17 protein-coding genes are annotated in these 15,639 nt (G+C 37.5%); 13 read left to right on the top strand and 4 right to left on the bottom strand.

The window, feature by feature from the left end; all coding sequences use genetic code 11:
• Positions 1-69 precede the first annotated feature (69 nt).
• From LAV82_RS18930 to LAV82_RS18920, 3 genes are all read left to right on the top strand, one after another.
• Positions 70-2,217, top strand: coding sequence for a YhgE/Pip domain-containing protein (locus LAV82_RS18930; RefSeq protein WP_211078689.1), 2,148 nt, complete (start codon positions 70-72; stop codon positions 2,215-2,217).
• 64 nt (positions 2,218-2,281) lie between these two features.
• Positions 2,282-2,659, top strand: a complete 378-nt coding sequence (locus LAV82_RS18925; protein ID WP_013056966.1) for a PH domain-containing protein — start codon at positions 2,282-2,284, stop codon at positions 2,657-2,659.
• 232 nt (positions 2,660-2,891) lie between these two features.
• A complete protein-coding gene (locus tag LAV82_RS18920; protein ID WP_499716712.1) occupies positions 2,892-4,091 on the top strand; it encodes an MFS transporter in 1,200 nt (399 codons plus the stop codon).
• A 69-nt stretch (positions 4,092-4,160) separates the two neighbouring features.
• Here the strand turns inward: LAV82_RS18920 and LAV82_RS18915 are convergent, their stop codons facing one another.
• On the bottom strand, positions 4,161-5,033 hold the full coding sequence (locus LAV82_RS18915; RefSeq protein WP_013083080.1) for a selenium metabolism-associated LysR family transcriptional regulator: 873 nt from the start codon (positions 5,031-5,033) through the stop codon (positions 4,161-4,163).
• Between the two features lie 341 nt (positions 5,034-5,374).
• Here LAV82_RS18915 and LAV82_RS18910 point away from each other — a divergent pair, with 341 nt between their 5' ends.
• From LAV82_RS18910 to LAV82_RS18895, 4 genes are read left to right on the top strand one after another with little or no spacing between them, the layout of a single operon-like run.
• Positions 5,375-5,764: a GntR family transcriptional regulator gene (locus LAV82_RS18910; RefSeq protein WP_013056969.1), complete on the top strand. Its 390-nt coding sequence runs from the start codon at positions 5,375-5,377 to the stop codon at positions 5,762-5,764.
• Positions 5,757-6,656, top strand: a complete 900-nt coding sequence (locus LAV82_RS18905) for an ABC transporter ATP-binding protein (RefSeq protein ID WP_251467999.1) — start codon at positions 5,757-5,759, stop codon at positions 6,654-6,656. The genes LAV82_RS18910 and LAV82_RS18905 overlap by 8 nt, the downstream gene beginning before the upstream one ends.
• Entirely contained in the window at positions 6,631-8,640 is a 2,010-nt protein-coding gene (locus tag LAV82_RS18900; protein WP_499716711.1) for a DUF6449 domain-containing protein, read from the top strand. The genes LAV82_RS18905 and LAV82_RS18900 overlap by 26 nt, the downstream gene beginning before the upstream one ends.
• A 16-nt stretch (positions 8,641-8,656) precedes the next feature.
• The gene (locus LAV82_RS18895) at positions 8,657-9,136 is read left to right on the top strand and encodes an RNA polymerase sigma factor (RefSeq protein ID WP_016764042.1); all 480 of its coding nucleotides are present in this window, start codon (positions 8,657-8,659) and stop codon (positions 9,134-9,136) included.
• Positions 9,137-9,183: 47 nt separating this feature from the next.
• Here LAV82_RS18895 and LAV82_RS18890 read toward each other — a convergent pair whose 3' ends face one another.
• The gene (locus tag LAV82_RS18890; RefSeq protein ID WP_211078685.1) at positions 9,184-9,762 is read right to left on the bottom strand and encodes a DedA family protein; all 579 of its coding nucleotides are present in this window, start codon (positions 9,760-9,762) and stop codon (positions 9,184-9,186) included.
• 164 nt (positions 9,763-9,926) lie between these two features.
• Here LAV82_RS18890 and LAV82_RS18885 point away from each other — a divergent pair, with 164 nt between their 5' ends.
• Together LAV82_RS18885 and LAV82_RS18880 are read left to right on the top strand one after the other, a co-directional pair.
• A complete protein-coding gene (locus LAV82_RS18885; protein ID WP_499716710.1) occupies positions 9,927-11,135 on the top strand; it encodes a DNA polymerase IV in 1,209 nt (402 codons plus the stop codon).
• Positions 11,136-11,291: 156 nt separating this feature from the next.
• Positions 11,292-11,711: an organic hydroperoxide resistance protein gene (locus LAV82_RS18880; RefSeq protein WP_013056975.1), complete on the top strand. Its 420-nt coding sequence runs from the start codon at positions 11,292-11,294 to the stop codon at positions 11,709-11,711.
• A gap of 61 nt (positions 11,712-11,772) precedes the next feature.
• Here LAV82_RS18880 and LAV82_RS18875 read toward each other — a convergent pair whose 3' ends face one another.
• Positions 11,773-12,222: a MarR family winged helix-turn-helix transcriptional regulator gene (locus LAV82_RS18875; protein WP_013056976.1), complete on the bottom strand. Its 450-nt coding sequence runs from the start codon at positions 12,220-12,222 to the stop codon at positions 11,773-11,775.
• Between the two features lie 144 nt (positions 12,223-12,366).
• On the opposite strand from LAV82_RS18875, the gene LAV82_RS18870 reads away from it, so the two are divergent.
• The 4 genes from LAV82_RS18870 (at position 12,367) to LAV82_RS18855 (ending at position 14,540) form a co-directional block, all read left to right on the top strand.
• A complete protein-coding gene (locus LAV82_RS18870; protein WP_013056977.1) occupies positions 12,367-12,576 on the top strand; it encodes a cold-shock protein in 210 nt (69 codons plus the stop codon).
• Positions 12,577-12,867: 291 nt separating this feature from the next.
• On the top strand, positions 12,868-13,689 hold the full coding sequence (locus LAV82_RS18865) for an MBL fold metallo-hydrolase (RefSeq protein ID WP_211078684.1): 822 nt from the start codon (positions 12,868-12,870) through the stop codon (positions 13,687-13,689).
• A 165-nt stretch (positions 13,690-13,854) separates the two neighbouring features.
• Entirely contained in the window at positions 13,855-14,061 is a 207-nt protein-coding gene (locus LAV82_RS18860) for a zinc ribbon domain-containing protein (RefSeq protein WP_499716709.1), read from the top strand.
• Positions 14,062-14,063: 2 nt separating this feature from the next.
• Positions 14,064-14,540: a GNAT family N-acetyltransferase gene (locus LAV82_RS18855; RefSeq protein ID WP_211078683.1), complete on the top strand. Its 477-nt coding sequence runs from the start codon at positions 14,064-14,066 to the stop codon at positions 14,538-14,540.
• 20 nt (positions 14,541-14,560) lie between these two features.
• Here the strand turns inward: LAV82_RS18855 and LAV82_RS18850 are convergent, their stop codons facing one another.
• Entirely contained in the window at positions 14,561-15,559 is a 999-nt protein-coding gene (locus LAV82_RS18850) for a LysM peptidoglycan-binding and 3D domain-containing protein (RefSeq protein WP_211078682.1), read from the bottom strand.
• Between the last annotated feature and the right edge of the window lie 80 nt (positions 15,560-15,639).

Below are 15,639 nucleotides of genomic sequence, written 5' to 3'. Positions count from 1 at the left end.
ATAGTATCAGAAATATGTTTCTTCGAACATGGATAAGCTAACTTGTAACAATAAAATTGGGTGGGACATATGAAAAATACTGTTTATATTTATACGCGGGATTTAAAAAGAATTTTCACCAATTGGGCGATGATTATCATTGTGCTGACGCTTATGATTCTGCCGTCTTTTTACGCATGGTTTAATATAAAAGCATCTTGGGACCCATACGGGCGGACTGAAGGTATTGCCATTGCAGTAACGAGCGAAGATGAAGGTTCTACGATAAGAGGGCAGCACGTAAATGTGGGAAAAGATATTATTGCAACGTTAAAAAAAAATAAAACGCTTGGATGGACGTTTGTCTCCAAAGAAAAAGCTGATCACGGAGTAAAGCACGGTGACTATTATGCAAGTATTGTTATTCCAAAAGATTTTTCACAAAAGCTTGGTACCGTTCTTCAAGATCGTTTGGAAAAACCGGTCATTATTTACAAAGTGAACGAAAAAATAAACGCAGTGGCGCCTAAAATTACAAGCAAAGGAGCCAGCAGCTTAACACAACAGATCAGTGAAAAATTCGTCAAAACAGCGAATGGAGCCATTTTTTCAGTGTTTAACGAACTAGGTATTACACTGCAGCGGGATTTGCCGACCATTCAACAAGTTGAACAACGGATTTTTGAACTTGAAAATCGTCTTCCTGAAATCAAAAAAGTAATTAATGAAGCGAATGACACCACTCAAAAAGCTGGAGCTATTGTATCAAAAGCCCAGGCTGCTCTTCCTGAAGTAGAGAGATTAACAGCTGACGGCGCACAGATGACTCAGCAGCTAAACACTTTTTTAACTAAAAGCGATGAAGTTTTAAAAAACGCTGAACCAACGATCAACGAAACGCTGCATCGGGTTCAGCAACGAGCTCTCCGGGTTCAAGAATTGAAGAATCAGCTGATGGAAAAAGATATAAAACCGGCTGAAGTCAGCGCAGCAACGGAACAGCTAAAAGGGCAGTTAACAAAACAAATTGCTGACACAGGAGAGATTCTTACACTTCTTACAGATTTAAATGCGTTATCTCAACAAAAAGTTCTTTCACCTGTTATTAATGACGTAAAAGATGTAAATACGCTTTTACAGCAGCAGCTTTCGGATGTAAACAGTCTGCAGCAACAAACAAAGAATGGGGATGTTCCAAATCAAAGCGTACTTGATAGGTTCAGCTCTCGCACCGATCAAGCTGTTTCTAGATTAAATGCGTTAACGAACTCATATTCTTCTACGATTGTGCCTGCTGTTGAACAAGCAATCAAAGAAGGAAAGGATAAAACGGCAAGCGCAAACTCACTGCTTGATGAAGCCAATAAAAGCATGCCGGATGTTTCTAACGTCCTGTCTAAAACAGCCAGTGGCATTTTGCTTGGACAACAGGAGCTTGGGAAAATAGCAAAAGACTTTCCGCGAATTGAACAAAACGTGCACAATATAGCGGATAAAATACGAGAATTTCAGCAAAAAGAAAATATTGAAGATATTATTAATTTGCTAAAGAATGATGTGCAAAAAGAAAGTGACTTTTTTGCTAAGCCGGTTCTTTTAAAAGAAGAAAGACTTTACCCAATTCCGAACTACGGCTCAGCTATGTCGCCGTTTTATACAACGCTTTGCTTGTGGGTCGGAGCTTTGCTGTTAGTTTCGATTTTAAGCGTAGAAGTAGCGGATGAAGAGCGATTCAAAAGCTATGAGGTCTATCTTGGAAGACTTTTAACGTTTTTGTCTATTGCTCTCGTGCAAGCTTTTATTGTGACGCTAGGGGATTTATTTTTAATCAAAACGTATGTCGTAGATAAAGTACCTTTTATCTTTTTAGGCTTGCTGTGCAGCTTCGTATTTATGACGATTGTATATACGCTTGTTGCGATATTTGGCAATGCAGGAAAAGCAATGGCGATTGTTTTACTTGTGCTTCAGCTTTCCGCTGCAGGCGGTACATTTCCGATTCAAGTCGTGCCTGCTTTTTTTCAAGCAATCAATCCATTTTTACCATTTACGTATGCAATAAGCATGATGAGAGAAGTTGTAGGAGGCATGTTAGCGGATATTGTCAGAAAAGACGTTACGGTGCTTCTTTGCATTTGGCTAGGCGTGCTGCTCGTTGGCATTTTTCTTCATAAGCCTCTTAGTAAAACGAGTGCAAAATTAACAAAAAAAGCGCGTGAAAGTAAATTAATTCATTAAAAAAACGTTTTGGGTTTCCAGACAGAACAAAATGCGGTAGTGTAGATATAAAGGAGTGATCAGCATGGGTATATTAGATGGACTATTAGGAAATGCATCAGAAGCAGATATAAGAGGAACTGAAAAAGACTTACAAAATATCTTAATTGCCAACGAGCGAGTGGAACAAGCGTATAAAGTCATTCGCGATTTAATGGTGTTTACGACGAAACGCTTAATTATCGTTGATAAGCAAGGAGTGACGGGAAAGAAAACAGATTATCATTCCATTCCTTATAAGACGATTACCCATTTTAGCGTAGAAACGGCTGGAACATTTGATTTAGATGCGGAATTAAATATTTGGGTATCGGGTTCTAGTGCACCGATTTCAAAAGAATTTCGTAAAGATAAAAACATTTACGACGTGCAAAAAGTATTAGCATCTTATGTGTTAGATTAAAAAAGTTGAGCCATGAAAAACTGGCTCGACTTTTTTAATGTTTGTGTAAAACGAGAGAGGATACTATCTTCATTCTCGTATGCAGCTGTTTGAAAATAAGCAGGCTGTTGTCTTTCCATATTTGTTCACTTCACTCATTACTGAAATGCATGAAAACGATTTACATAATGAATTATACAGAATAAAAAAACCGTGATATGCTTTTTTTAGAGAAAAAAGGAAGTGACCAACTGTGAGTTATACCGTAATTGGAACATCAGCTTTTCGCAAAACAAATGTTGCGCTTTTTGCAGCAGGCTTCAACACATTTTCGATTTTATATTGTACACAGGCCATTTTACCCGAATTTTCTAGAGAATTCGGGATATCCCCGGCGTTTGCCAGCTTGTCTCTTTCGTTAACAACCATTACGCTAGCGGTTAGTATGCTTTTTTTAGGTTCTTTATCAGAAGTGTGGGGACGAAAGAAACTGATGGGTCTATCATTAATTTTTGCGTCATTGCTATGCATCATGACAGCATTTAGCTCTACCTTTGAAACGCTGTTAGTCTTTCGCGTCATTCAAGGAATCGTTTTAGCAGGGCTGCCTTCCGTGGCCATGGCTTACTTAGGAGAAGAAATTGAACCAGGGAGTTTAGGAAAAGCGATGGGGATTTATATAAGCGGCAACGCCTTTGGAGGCGTGGCGGGAAGGCTTATGACAGGGGTGCTCACGGAATATTTCAACTGGTCCGTAGCTCTTGATGTTGTAAGCGTAATCAGTTTATTAGCCACCTTTGTTTTTTTTATGAACTTGCCAGATTCACAAAACTTCACTTCACGATCTTTTGAACTTCGTCAGCTTACCGGCTCTCTTCGCAGTCATCTTCAAGATAAAGGGATGCTTTGTCTTTTTGCTATTGGTTTTGCGCTGCTTGGGAGTAACGTAGCTTTATACAATTATATTGGATACGCTTTATCCGCTCCTCCGTATTCTTGGAATCATACGCTTGTAAGTTTTATTTTTGTTACTTTTTTTGTGGGAGTATTCAGCTCGGTCTGGATGGGGACGCTGGCGGATCGATGCGGCCGGAAAAAAGTGCTGTTATGTACGATTGCTGTTACGCTTATAGGTTCCATCGTTACGCTGCATCCAGTTTTATGGATAAAAATTACCGGGCTATTGCTGCTGACTTTTGGCTTTTTCGGAAGTCATTCCATCGCAAGCAGCTGGGTGGGAAGAAGAGCCACTCATGACAAGGCTCAGGCTTCGTCTTTGTATTTGTTTTTTTACTATGCAGGATCAAGTGTTGGCGGGACAGTGGCTGGATTATGCTGGAGTGCGTACGGCTGGAAAGGTGTTATTGCTTTAATTGGTGTGTTTCTTACAACAGCCTTTTTCCTAGCTGTTCGTTTGTCAAAAATGCCGGCTCAGCAGACGCATGTTCACTAAAAAAGAACGTAAAGACATGTATGGCTATTGATTTAAAAGGACTTTCCACTCAGCGTGGAAAGTCTTTTTTTAGTTTAAAAGCTGAATAAAAAGCTCGGCTACTTTTTTATGAGCACTGTTAGCAGGATAGATATAAGAGAAACGGCGCTTAAAAGGAGCGGTGTTAACGTTGAGAATCGATAGGTGCTTTTGTTCTACATCTTCTTTAATAGCGCAAAGTGACAGCACAGACATTCCTAAATCGTGAACAATGGCTTCTTTAATTCCTTGATTGCTGCTGATCGTTAGCATGCTTTTCATTTTTAAACCGTTGGACATTAGAACGTGATCTAAATATTCTCTTGTTCCAGAGCCTTTTTCACGCGCTACCCACCGCTGATTTTGTAAATCATCAATTTCTACTTTTTTAAGCTGAGCTAAAGGGTGATCCACTGACGCAACGATAGCAAGTTCATCGTCCATAAAGGACTGAATATGTAAGTCGGATTCTTCCGTGTGTCCTTCAATAAGCCCTACATCTACTTTGAAATGACGAACAAGCTGAGCGATTTCCTTTGTATTACCGATAGTCACTTCTACATCAATATCAGGATATTGTTCACGAAGCTTTGCTAAAAATGAAGGGAGAATATATTCGCCAATCGTGAAACTGGCGCCAATCGTTAGCATTCCTTTGACACGGTGATGATGTTCATAAATATCTCGTTTCGTATGCTCATATATCTGAATCATTTGTTTAGCACGATCGTATAAAATTTCGCCGCTGGGTGTGATTTTTAACATTTTAGGTGAACGCAGGAACAGGGAAGTTTGAAATTCTTTTTCAAGATTTTTGATGTGTACGCTTACGCTTGGCTGTGAAATCATTAACTTTTCCGCAGCTTTTGTAAAGCTTTGCTCTTCTACAACAGAAACAAACGTCTTTAACGCATCATAGTACATAGAGTATGGCTCCTTTTATATTAAAAAAATTAATTATAAACATTATAAAACATTGCTATTGTAATAACTAGAGGCACTTGGTTAAAACAGTAAAATAAGGTGCTGGCTTAAAGATTTATAACGAAAGCAGTACAAGCTATTTTCAGAAGTTAATCTAGTTATTTACATTTCATCTATAAAGCTACTAAACACTTTTTTGTCATCTGTTTGTAACAAAAGTAAAAAAAGTACTTGTTTTTTCCAAAAAACATATTATAATATTAACTGTAATACGATGAGTAATACAGTTAATACACCTAGTACACACATCATGATTTTTGGTAAATGAAGGGAGGCAGACTATGTTTGATTTAGATATTCGTAGTCGCAAGCCGATATACGAGCAATTAGTAGATAAATTGAAAGAACTTATTATTCATGAAGTCTTTAAGGCCGATCAAAAGCTTCCATCTGTTCGACTGCTAGCAAAAGAATTAACAATTAATCCAAATACAATTCAAAAAGCATATCGTGAACTAGAACATCAAAATTATATTTATTCAGTTCCAGGCAAAGGAAGTTTTGTAACGCCTCAAGTTGATACACTAAATAACGAGAAGGTGAAAAAGATGAAAGAAGAATTAGTAAGGCTGTTGGCAGAAGCTATGTATTTAGGGATGGATAAAGATGAAATTCTATCACTTATTTCACAGGCTGAAAAAGCAGTAAAAGGGGGAAGCGATAGTGATTGAACTGAAGGCGATAAAAAAAGAGTTTGAAGAAATGGAAGCTCTAAGGGACGTCACGCTTTCTATAAAAAAAGGATCTATTTACGGACTGCTTGGCTCCAACGGGGCAGGGAAAACAACGCTATTAAAAATCATTGCAGGTATTTACAAGCAAGATCACGGGAAAATCGCAATAGACGGCGAGGAAGTATTTGAAAACGTTGGCTTAAAAGAACGTCTTATTTTTATGCCAGATTCTCTTTATTTTTTCCCTCAAACAACGATTAAGCAATTAGCGTCTTTTTATAGAAGCGTCTACCCGACTTGGAACGAAGAGCGGTTTCAAAAATTAAAAGAAGCTTTCCCAATTCAATTACATAAAAAGGTACATAGAATGTCCAAGGGAATGCAGCGTCAAGTAGGTTTTTGGTTAGCGCTGTCTGCTATGCCTGATGTACTTATCTTAGATGAGCCGCTCGATGGGTTAGATGCGGTAATGCGTCAAAAAATTAAAAACCTTCTTGTTCAAGACGTGGCAGAACGGGAAATGACGATCTTAATTTCATCACATAACTTGCGAGAAGTGGAAGATCTTTGTGATCATGTAGGCATTTTGCATCGCGGTCAATTATTAATTGAAAAAGAGCTGGATGATTTAAAATCAGACGTGCACAAAATTCAAGTTGCATTTGAAGGAGATGTGCCGCTAGCGCTTTATGACACGCTAGACATTTTATATCAAGAAAAACGAGGAAGCGTCTTGCTTTGTATTGTTCGAGGAAAAGAAAATCATTTAGTCAACAAAGTTCGATCGTATAAGCCTTTAATTTTTGACATCTTGCCACTTACGCTAGAAGAAATCTTTATTTATGAAATGGGGGATGTGGGTTATGCAATCGAAAACATCATCGTTTAACCGCGGCATGTGGATTCAATCCATGAGAAACGTGGGATGGATTGGGCTTGTCTACTTATTAGTACTGCTGTTCGCTTTGCCTTTACAACTAATTTTCACTTTTACAGGAAAGGTTGAGCCTTATATAGAGAAACCAGACACGTTATTTGACGTATTTGGCGGGCTAGAATTCGTGCTTATGTTCGTTGTACCAGTGTTACTTGGTATTTTCCTATTTCGATATATACAAACGAAAATTGCGGCTGACTATATTCATAGTTTACCAATTAAACGTTCTACGCTGTTTCATCAAAATATGCTTCTGGGCGCGTTGGTTTTAGTTGTTCCGATTTTAATTACGGGAATCGTGACTTTTGCCGTTAAAGGGGTTTTAACGGTTGAGAATGTTTATACAACAAGAGATGTTCTAAGCTGGGTCGGCTACAGTGTTCTGATTAACTTATTTGTGCTAACTGGAACTGTTTTAGCGGGAATGTTCACCGGGATGTCTGTTCTGCAAGGAATCTTTTTATACGTTCTATTCCTTCTCCCGGGCGGAATTTCTTATTTAGCTATATCGAGTGTAAAGTTTTACTGGTACGGCTATGCGTATGACTATTACGTGAACAAGAATGTTGACAGCCTTATCCCGTTTTCACACGTAGCGAAATTGGCAGCTCATAAAAGCTTTTCTACTAGTGTATTTGTTTATATTGGACTCGTTGTCTTATTTTACATCGTTGCTTTAATCACCTACCAAAAAAGAAAAGTAGAAGCTGCTACGCAAACCATTTCAGTTAGCTGGTTAAAACCGGTATTCGTATACGGAGTAACCGCTTGTTCACTGATGTTGGGCGGATTTTACTTTGGTAGTATGAAAGGTGAATTTTTATGGATAGTCGTGGGCTATATTATTGGTTCATTAATAGGCTATATAGTTGCTCAAATCGTTTTAAATAAAACGTGGCGGATCTTTACGAAATGGAAAGGGTATCTAGGCTTTGTTATAGCTGCAGCTATCGTTGGCTTTATCATTCATCTAGATGTGTTCGGCTATTCTACTAAAGTGCCAGCAGCTTCAGAGATTGAAAGTGTATATTTCGATGAAGATATATATCCATTGACTGATAAACCTGAAAACTATGCAAATGGAATGAATGGCTATTATGAAGCTCCATATTATTATACAAGTAAAGAAACGATTCAGAGTGTTCGTCAGCTGCAAAAACAAATTACAGCCTCTAAAGATAAGAAGCTGGATCCTGATAAACAAAGTGAAATAGAAAACAGAAACGGGAAAATGGCTGTATTTGCTTATAAATTAAAAAATGGAAAACAAATGGTCCGAGAATACTTTATTCCATTTTCAGACTATAAAGCTTTTTATAAAGAAATTGCAGAAACAAAAGAATACAAAGAAAATTTCCATCCGCTTTTACGAACAAAAAACACGGATAAAATTAAAAGCGTGAGTTTTTCTGTTCCAGGAAAGTCAAATTCAATCAATATTACAAATCCAGATAAAGTACAAGAACTTATACACGTAGTCAAACAGTCGATGATGAACGAAACGTTTGATGAAATGTACAGCACAAAAGAAAGCTGGGCTTCAATTGAGTTTATGGGTGGAAAAGGACAGTACGTACAAACTGCATCTTGGGATAAGTCTTATAGCGAAGTAGAAGCATGGCTGAAGAAAGAGCATTTATATGAACGTGCTCGCCTTATGCCAAAGGACATAGAAAAAACCGAAGTCTTTAAAAATTCTTCTCATCTAAAAAACGACTATCGTCTTCAAGAAGATTTTACATCTCTAACGAAGGATGAGAAAGCAATTAAAGTAAAAAACAATCAGCAGGTAGAAATACTTCTTCAACATGCGAACTTACGAGATACAGGAGATTATCTTGTTGCTTTTTATTACAAAGATCAAGTAGATACTCCTCAGATTTATATGTTGAATGAAAATGAACTGCCAATCGAACTAAAAGAAAAACTAAAATAACAAGGGAGAACTTATTATGTGCGGCGAGGAATTGCAAGATTATTTAAATCAGGTGCTGGCTTATTTATTAAAAAATGGTGTGAATAGACAAGACGCCGAAGATATTACGCAAGAAGTAGCATTAAAATATTTAGAAAAACAAGAAATGGTCGATCCTGAAAAAATAAAAGCTTGGATGTTTCGCGTCGCATTAAATAAACGGTGTGATTTAGGAAGGCGTAAAATAGTGAAAGACCGCTATACGTCATCTTACAAAGAAGAGCCCGTTATGTATACGCCTATTCAGCAGGTGCTCAGAAATGAAGAAGCGGCTGAATGTCAGGCGATTTTAAATCAATTGAATCCTAAGTATCGCAATTTGCTTCTATTAAAATATGGATTTGGATTTAAATATGAAGAAATTGCCGAGTTATTAAATATGCAGATGACTACGTTAAAATCAGCTCTTTACCGCGCGCGCAAATACTTTGTAAAGGGGTATAATGAAGTCATTTAATATAAATGAAACAGCAGCAGTTTGTGAAACAGCACTTTTTACACAAACTACTGCTGTTTTTTTCGTATTTTTCTTCTTTGGACGGCATAGATAATCAAACTGATCGCACAAAAAGCTAAAGTGATCTCAATCACATCAGTATAAGAAGATGTCGTATTAAAAAAGGAACCGAAAATAAATAAAGCGAGCGTCCAAATAAAACCGAAGGAAAATGAGACTTTAACATAATGCCGATGCTTCATTCCGCTTGCTCCGAGAAAAAAAGGCATCACATGTCGCATTCCTGGTAAAAAGTAGCTTGCGATGATGGCGTGAGATCCATATTCTTGAATCGTTCGCTCAACTTTCATGACATTCTTTTCCCATCGCGGGCGTTTTAATAGCGCAAGCGCCTGAGCTGAAAAAAGACTGGCTATCAAAAACTTAAGATACAAGCTAATCATCATGCCGCTGTAGGTAAGTATAAAAGCTGGAATATACTGAACGGATGGAGACGTAGCCTGGCTGCCTGCAAGCATAATATATACCGGGTCAGGAATAGGAGTAAGGTTGGCTCCGACTAAAATGATAAAAAAGAAATATCCGTAGCCTAATTGGTTAATGGCTCCGATAAGCTGATCAATCACGTTTTCTTCCTCCTTTCTTCATTAGAATACGAGAGAGTGACACACAGTGTTCGCTCAAAATAAAAATAAAGTATAGGTGCGCACAATTTAGGAAAAAAGAGTTATAATAAATAAGAATGTACGTTCTTCTTTCGGGGATTAATTATACAGAAAGAGGTGATAGTATGAAAATGATGTACCCTAAAAACGGCAAAGTTATTCTTCATATTGATGCCAATGCTTTTTATGCATCTGTTGAAACCGCACATGATCATACGCTCAAAGATAAGCCTCTTGCTATTGCTGGCAATCCAAAGGAACGAAGAGGAATTGTTGTAACCTGTAACTATATTGCTCGTAAACGCGGAGTATATGCGCCTATGCCTCTTTGGGAAGCGAAAAGAAAATGCCCCGAGCTGGTTGTTATAAAACCTAATTTTCCATTATATCGCCAAATGTCCAAAAACATGTTTGATTATTTAGTAACCATTTCACCTCTTTTAGAGCCCGCTTCAATTGATGAAGGCTATTTGGATATTACAAACTGTGCTGAATTAGGCTCTCCTCTTGACATAGCAAAGTCCATTCAGCAGCATTTAATACAGACGCTGCAAATTCCTGTGTCAATTGGAATCGCGCCGAATAAATTTTTAGCCAAAACGGCAAGTGATATGCAAAAACCTTTAGGGATTACCGTCCTTCGAAAAAGAGATGTCCAAACAGTTCTTTGGCCAAAAGCCGTAGAGGAAATGCACGGAATCGGTACAAAAACAGCTGAGAAGCTAAATGCGATTAAGATCGTGACCATCGGTGATCTAGCAAAAGCCGCTCCCGGTCTTCTTAAACAAACTCTCGGAATAAAAGGAGAAGTTATGAAAGAACGAGCATGGGGCCAAGATGATCGACAGGTGAACCCTGATCGCCAATCACAGTTTAAATCTATTGGAAACTCTACGACGCTATCTCAAAATGCAGTAGATGAACATGAAGTTCTCCCTATTTTAAATAAACTATCGCATTCTGTAAGCTCTCGTATGAAAGCGAAAAAAGTTGTAAGCAAAACGATTCAACTAACGATACGATACAGTGATTTTAAAACCATTACTCGAAGCCAAACTATTTCAAAAGCAATTAGCGAGCCAAATGATCTTTTTCATTACAGTGCAGTATTATTTCAAAAGCATTGGAACGGAGAACCAATTCGTTTATTAGGCGTAGCTGCTCTTCAAGTGAGCCACCATGTTCAGGAAGAAGAACAGTTAGATTTGTTTACATATGGAGAGCAAGTAAAAAAAGAGCCTTTATACAAAGCGGTCGAAAGTTTGCGTGAAAAATATGGAGATAACATTATTCAAAGCGGTTTAAAAAAACAAAGAGGAAAAAAAGAGAGGTAACTCTCTTTTTTTGTATAAAATAATAGGTTTACACTCATTATAGAAGGGGAAGTACATTACTATCACGGTAATCAAAGTGATTACAAAATGAATTTGATTGCGACTTTTTTGATTGTCTGCAATGAAATTACATAAAATAATCTATGAGGTGATCTTATGTCAGACGTACTATTTACATCTAAAGCAACAGCGGTAGGAGGCCGAGATGGTCGAGTCAAATCAGATGATGGTATTATTGATTTAACCCTTGTAAATCCTTCTCCAAATAACAAAGAAGAAGGAACAAATCCCGAGCAGCTGTTTGCAGCAGGATATTCTGCTTGTTTTGACGGTGCTTTAAATTTAATTGCTAAGAAACAAAAAAAAGACATTGATTCGTCTATTACTGCAGAGGTAAGTCTACTAAAAGACCACACTGATGATGGCTTTAAAATTGGAGTGGTGTTAAACGCTCATATTAAAGGCGTTTCACAAGAAGTAGCTGAGAAGCTAGTAGAAGATGCACATCAATTCTGCCCGTATTCTAAAGCAACGCGTGGAAATGTTAACGTAACGTTAAATACAACGGCTGAGTAAATAAAAAACGCCTGGATTTTTCTTGAATCCAGGCGTTTTTTTATGTGCAATTTTATATGGTCTATTTTTGATTGTACGTATGCAGTGATTGCAATAACTCCTGCAGCGTTTCTTTCAGCTTTTCTAATTCTCTCTGTGACTTATTCGTCATACTAAAAACTTCTTCTGGAATATGACAAGCTTTATCACGTAATTTTTTTCCTTTTTCGGTTAAACTAATAAAAACAACGCGTTCATCTTCATGAGAACGCTGACGAATCACTAATTCTTGATCCTGCATTCTTTTTAGCATAGGAGTAAGGGTGCCTGAATCCAAATACAGAAGTTCGCCCATTTTTTTCACGCTGAGTGTTTCATGTTCCCATAAAACAAGAAGGGCTAAATACTGCGGATAGGTTACTCCTAATTTATCGAGCAACGGCTTGTACACCTTTGTAATTTCTCGAGACGTGGCGTAAATTGAGAAACAAAGCTGATTTTCCAGCTGCAGCTGCTTATAAAGTTGTTCCATTCATGTTGCCTCCAGTCTATTGCTTTTTATTCAATTATACACAATTAAATAGTAGTGTCCAATAACGCCGGATGAAAAAGTAATCAAGCTGTAAATAAAAAATGGGAATTTTACATATACTAAGAAAAAAAGGGAGCTGTGTACATGTATTTTGCAAAAAAAGCCGTAGAAGAAGAAGTAGATCAAATGATGGATACGACTGTATATGCGTGTCAATCTGAATCATGTAATGGGTGGATGAGAGAAGATTTTGTTACAGTTGATTATAACTGTCCGATGTGCGGAACAGAAATGTCGCAGGAAGTACGCGAGCTGCCGAAAATTAAGTACGATCATCAATTTTATAATAAATAAAAAAAGAAGCAACTGCTTCTTTTTTTATTTTTCACTAAAATTTCATTAAGCTGCGCTAGACTAAGAACCAACATACGATGAAGGTGAGGAATATCAGAATGAATCAAGGGAACTTTTTGAAAGGTTTATTTTGGGGAACCTTATTTAGTATTCCTATTTGGATTTCATTGTTTGGCTGGTTCCGCATTTTATCACATCTTGCATAGTTTCGTTTTATAAACCGTCATACGCGCCCTTATTTTTCTATTTCCGCTATAATAAAGGTGATAGAAAAAATAAGGAGCTGTTCTCATGATTCAATATAAAACGGAGCAAATGACGGTTTTTGAAAGCGCGCTATTTCAAACAACATCTGCAGTAATCGAAACAAAAAACTGTGTCATTGTTGTTGATCCAACATGGCTTCCTCACGAAATTAATGAAATTAAGCAGCATGTTCAAGAGATCTTAAATCATCGCAAACTGTATGTGTTTTTTACTCACGGAGATTTTGATCACGTCATTGGGTATGGCGCTTTCTTAGAATTAAATGCCACCTTTATCGGCAGCAAATTTTTAGAACATCACCCGGACAAAGAAGAGAAAGTTCAAATGATTAAGCAGTTTGATCATGACTATTATATAAAAAGATCTCATGATATTATATTCCCAGAGTTAGATATTGTTGTAACCGAAAATGAACAGCATATTACTTTAGGCGAAACATCCATTACCTGTTATTTTGCAAAAGGTCATACAAACGATGGCCTATTTATGATTGTCGATGATTCGATATGGATTGCAGGGGATTATTTATCGGATTTTGAATATCCGTACATATATGAAAGTGTAAATGATTACCGCGACACGCTTGCCACTGCGCGACACATTTTAGCTAAGTACCAAAATCTAACGCTAGTTCCCGGGCACGGGAAAACGACACATCACCGAGTTGAAATTCAAAGACGGGTGGAGATGGCCAGCTCTTATTTAGATGAACTGCAAGCGGCAGTGAAAGAAAACAGTAAAGAAGCGCTCGATAAGCTAAATGATAAACTGGCGTTTCCCTCTGATTTCACGGCACAATGTCATCAAAAAAACGTTGAAATTATGAAAAGAGAAATGCTGTCATAGAAATCGAGTGTACAGTTAGAACGTTGATATTAAAAGTAAGAAACCGCATCTTCTGTTGGAGATGCGGTTTCTTACTTTCCTTTATTTATCAATTAAATGAAACTTTTTCCTTTTCTGTCCGTTTATATAAATAAGAAATTATTTTATTTATAAAGGAGTATGACAATGGGGAAAAACGGTTGTGTAAAATGCGGACATACAGAAGCACATACAAAAGAAATTGCTACAACGGGAACGGGACTGTCTAGATACTTAGACGTTCAGCACAATCACTTTACAGTGGTATATTGCACGAACTGCGGATATTCAGAGCTATATAATAAATCATTTTCAAGAGGCAGCAATATTATTGACTTATTTTTTGGAGGATAAAGATGAGTATCGACCTTATTGAAATCCACAAAGACAGGCGCGCTTCCTATTTGAACCTGCTATTAATAGGGGATGAAGACGAAAAAGTAGTGAAGTCGTATATAAATGAAGGTTCCTTATTTACCATTGTGTATGAAAAGAAGGAGATAGGAGTTGTGCAGTGCCTCACCGATGAAGAGGAATCGGCAGTAGAAGTAAAGAATATTGGTTTAAAAAAAGCATACAGAGGAAAAGGAATCGGCAGCAAAGTCATTAAAAAGTTAGAAGCATTGTATGAGTGTAAGCATTATTCTAAAATGATTGTAGGAACAGCGGACTCCAGTCTTGAAAACATAGCATTTTATAAAAAGGCAGGCTTTTATCAAAGTGGTGTCAAAAAGAATTTCTTTTTGCAGTACGTTCCACCCATTTACGAGAATGGCTTGCAAGCTATCGATATGATTATGTTTGAAAAAAAATTAAAAAGCAGAAGCGACTAACACGCTTCTGCTTTTAGGGATTAATCTAAAATTTGAAGTTTTACCGTTTTGCGTCCCCAATTTAAAGCTGAGCTCTGAGATGCCATAAATAAATCAACGCGAGTACCTTTAATGGCACCACCAGTATCTCCAGCAATTGCTTCTCCGTAACCTTCTACGTATACGCGAGAACCTAATGGAATCACGCGAGGATCAACAGCAATTACTTTTCGATTAGGATTTGACCTTAAGTCGATGCCTGTAGCAGTGATTCCGCTGCAGCCCGCACAGTAAGCAGTATAAGCTGTTGCTTCAACCATAATCTCTTTTGAAACCGACTTGCTTTCTTGCGCTGGAGCAGGTGCCGGCGTTGAAGTTGACGGTGTTGATGGTTTCGCCTGAGCTGCAGCTTGTCCGCCTACTTGTAGCACTTGATTAATGTAAATCGTATTAGACGATAAGTTATTCCATTGTTTTAATTGAGAAATTGAAATGCCGTGGCGCTGTGCTACGCTCCACATTGTATCTCCAGGCTGAACTTTGTAACTTTTACTGTTGCTGGGAGCCGGGGATGCTTGCGTTTCGTTTGTTTTTTCTTGTACAGGTGCTGAAGGTGATGATGAAACAGTTCCTGTTCCTCTTATTTTTAATACTTGATTCACATAAATTAAATGACTAGATAAGTTATTCCACTCTTTTAACTGCTGTACAGAAGTACCGTTGTTTTTAGCGATACGATAAAGCGTGTCACCTGATTTTACTGTATATGTATGATTTGAAGATGTCGTAGTTGGAGTTGAACTAGATGAAGAGTCAGTAGATGTAGATCCAATTTGTAATGTTTGGTTTGCATAAATTAATGTCGAAGAAAGACCATTCCACTTTTTTAAGTCTTCAACTGTTACATTATGCTGCTGTGAGATGCTGAATAACGTTTCTCCAGCTTTTACTTTATGCGTGTCTGTGTCAGCAGATGCTGCGTCTGCAATTCCAATTGATACTAAAGCTGTGGCCCCTAATGTAAAAATGTGTTTTTTCATCTAATATTTCTCCTTTATTTCCAATAGTTGTCTCTTATTCTATCAGCAATATGTAACAAACTCATGACAAAATGGTGGGT

Source organism: Bacillus sp. ILBB4, assembly GCF_035064545.1.
Taxonomy (GTDB): domain Bacteria; phylum Bacillota; class Bacilli; order Bacillales; family Bacillaceae_H; genus Priestia.
This window is presented reverse-complemented; position numbering and strand designations above follow the sequence as displayed.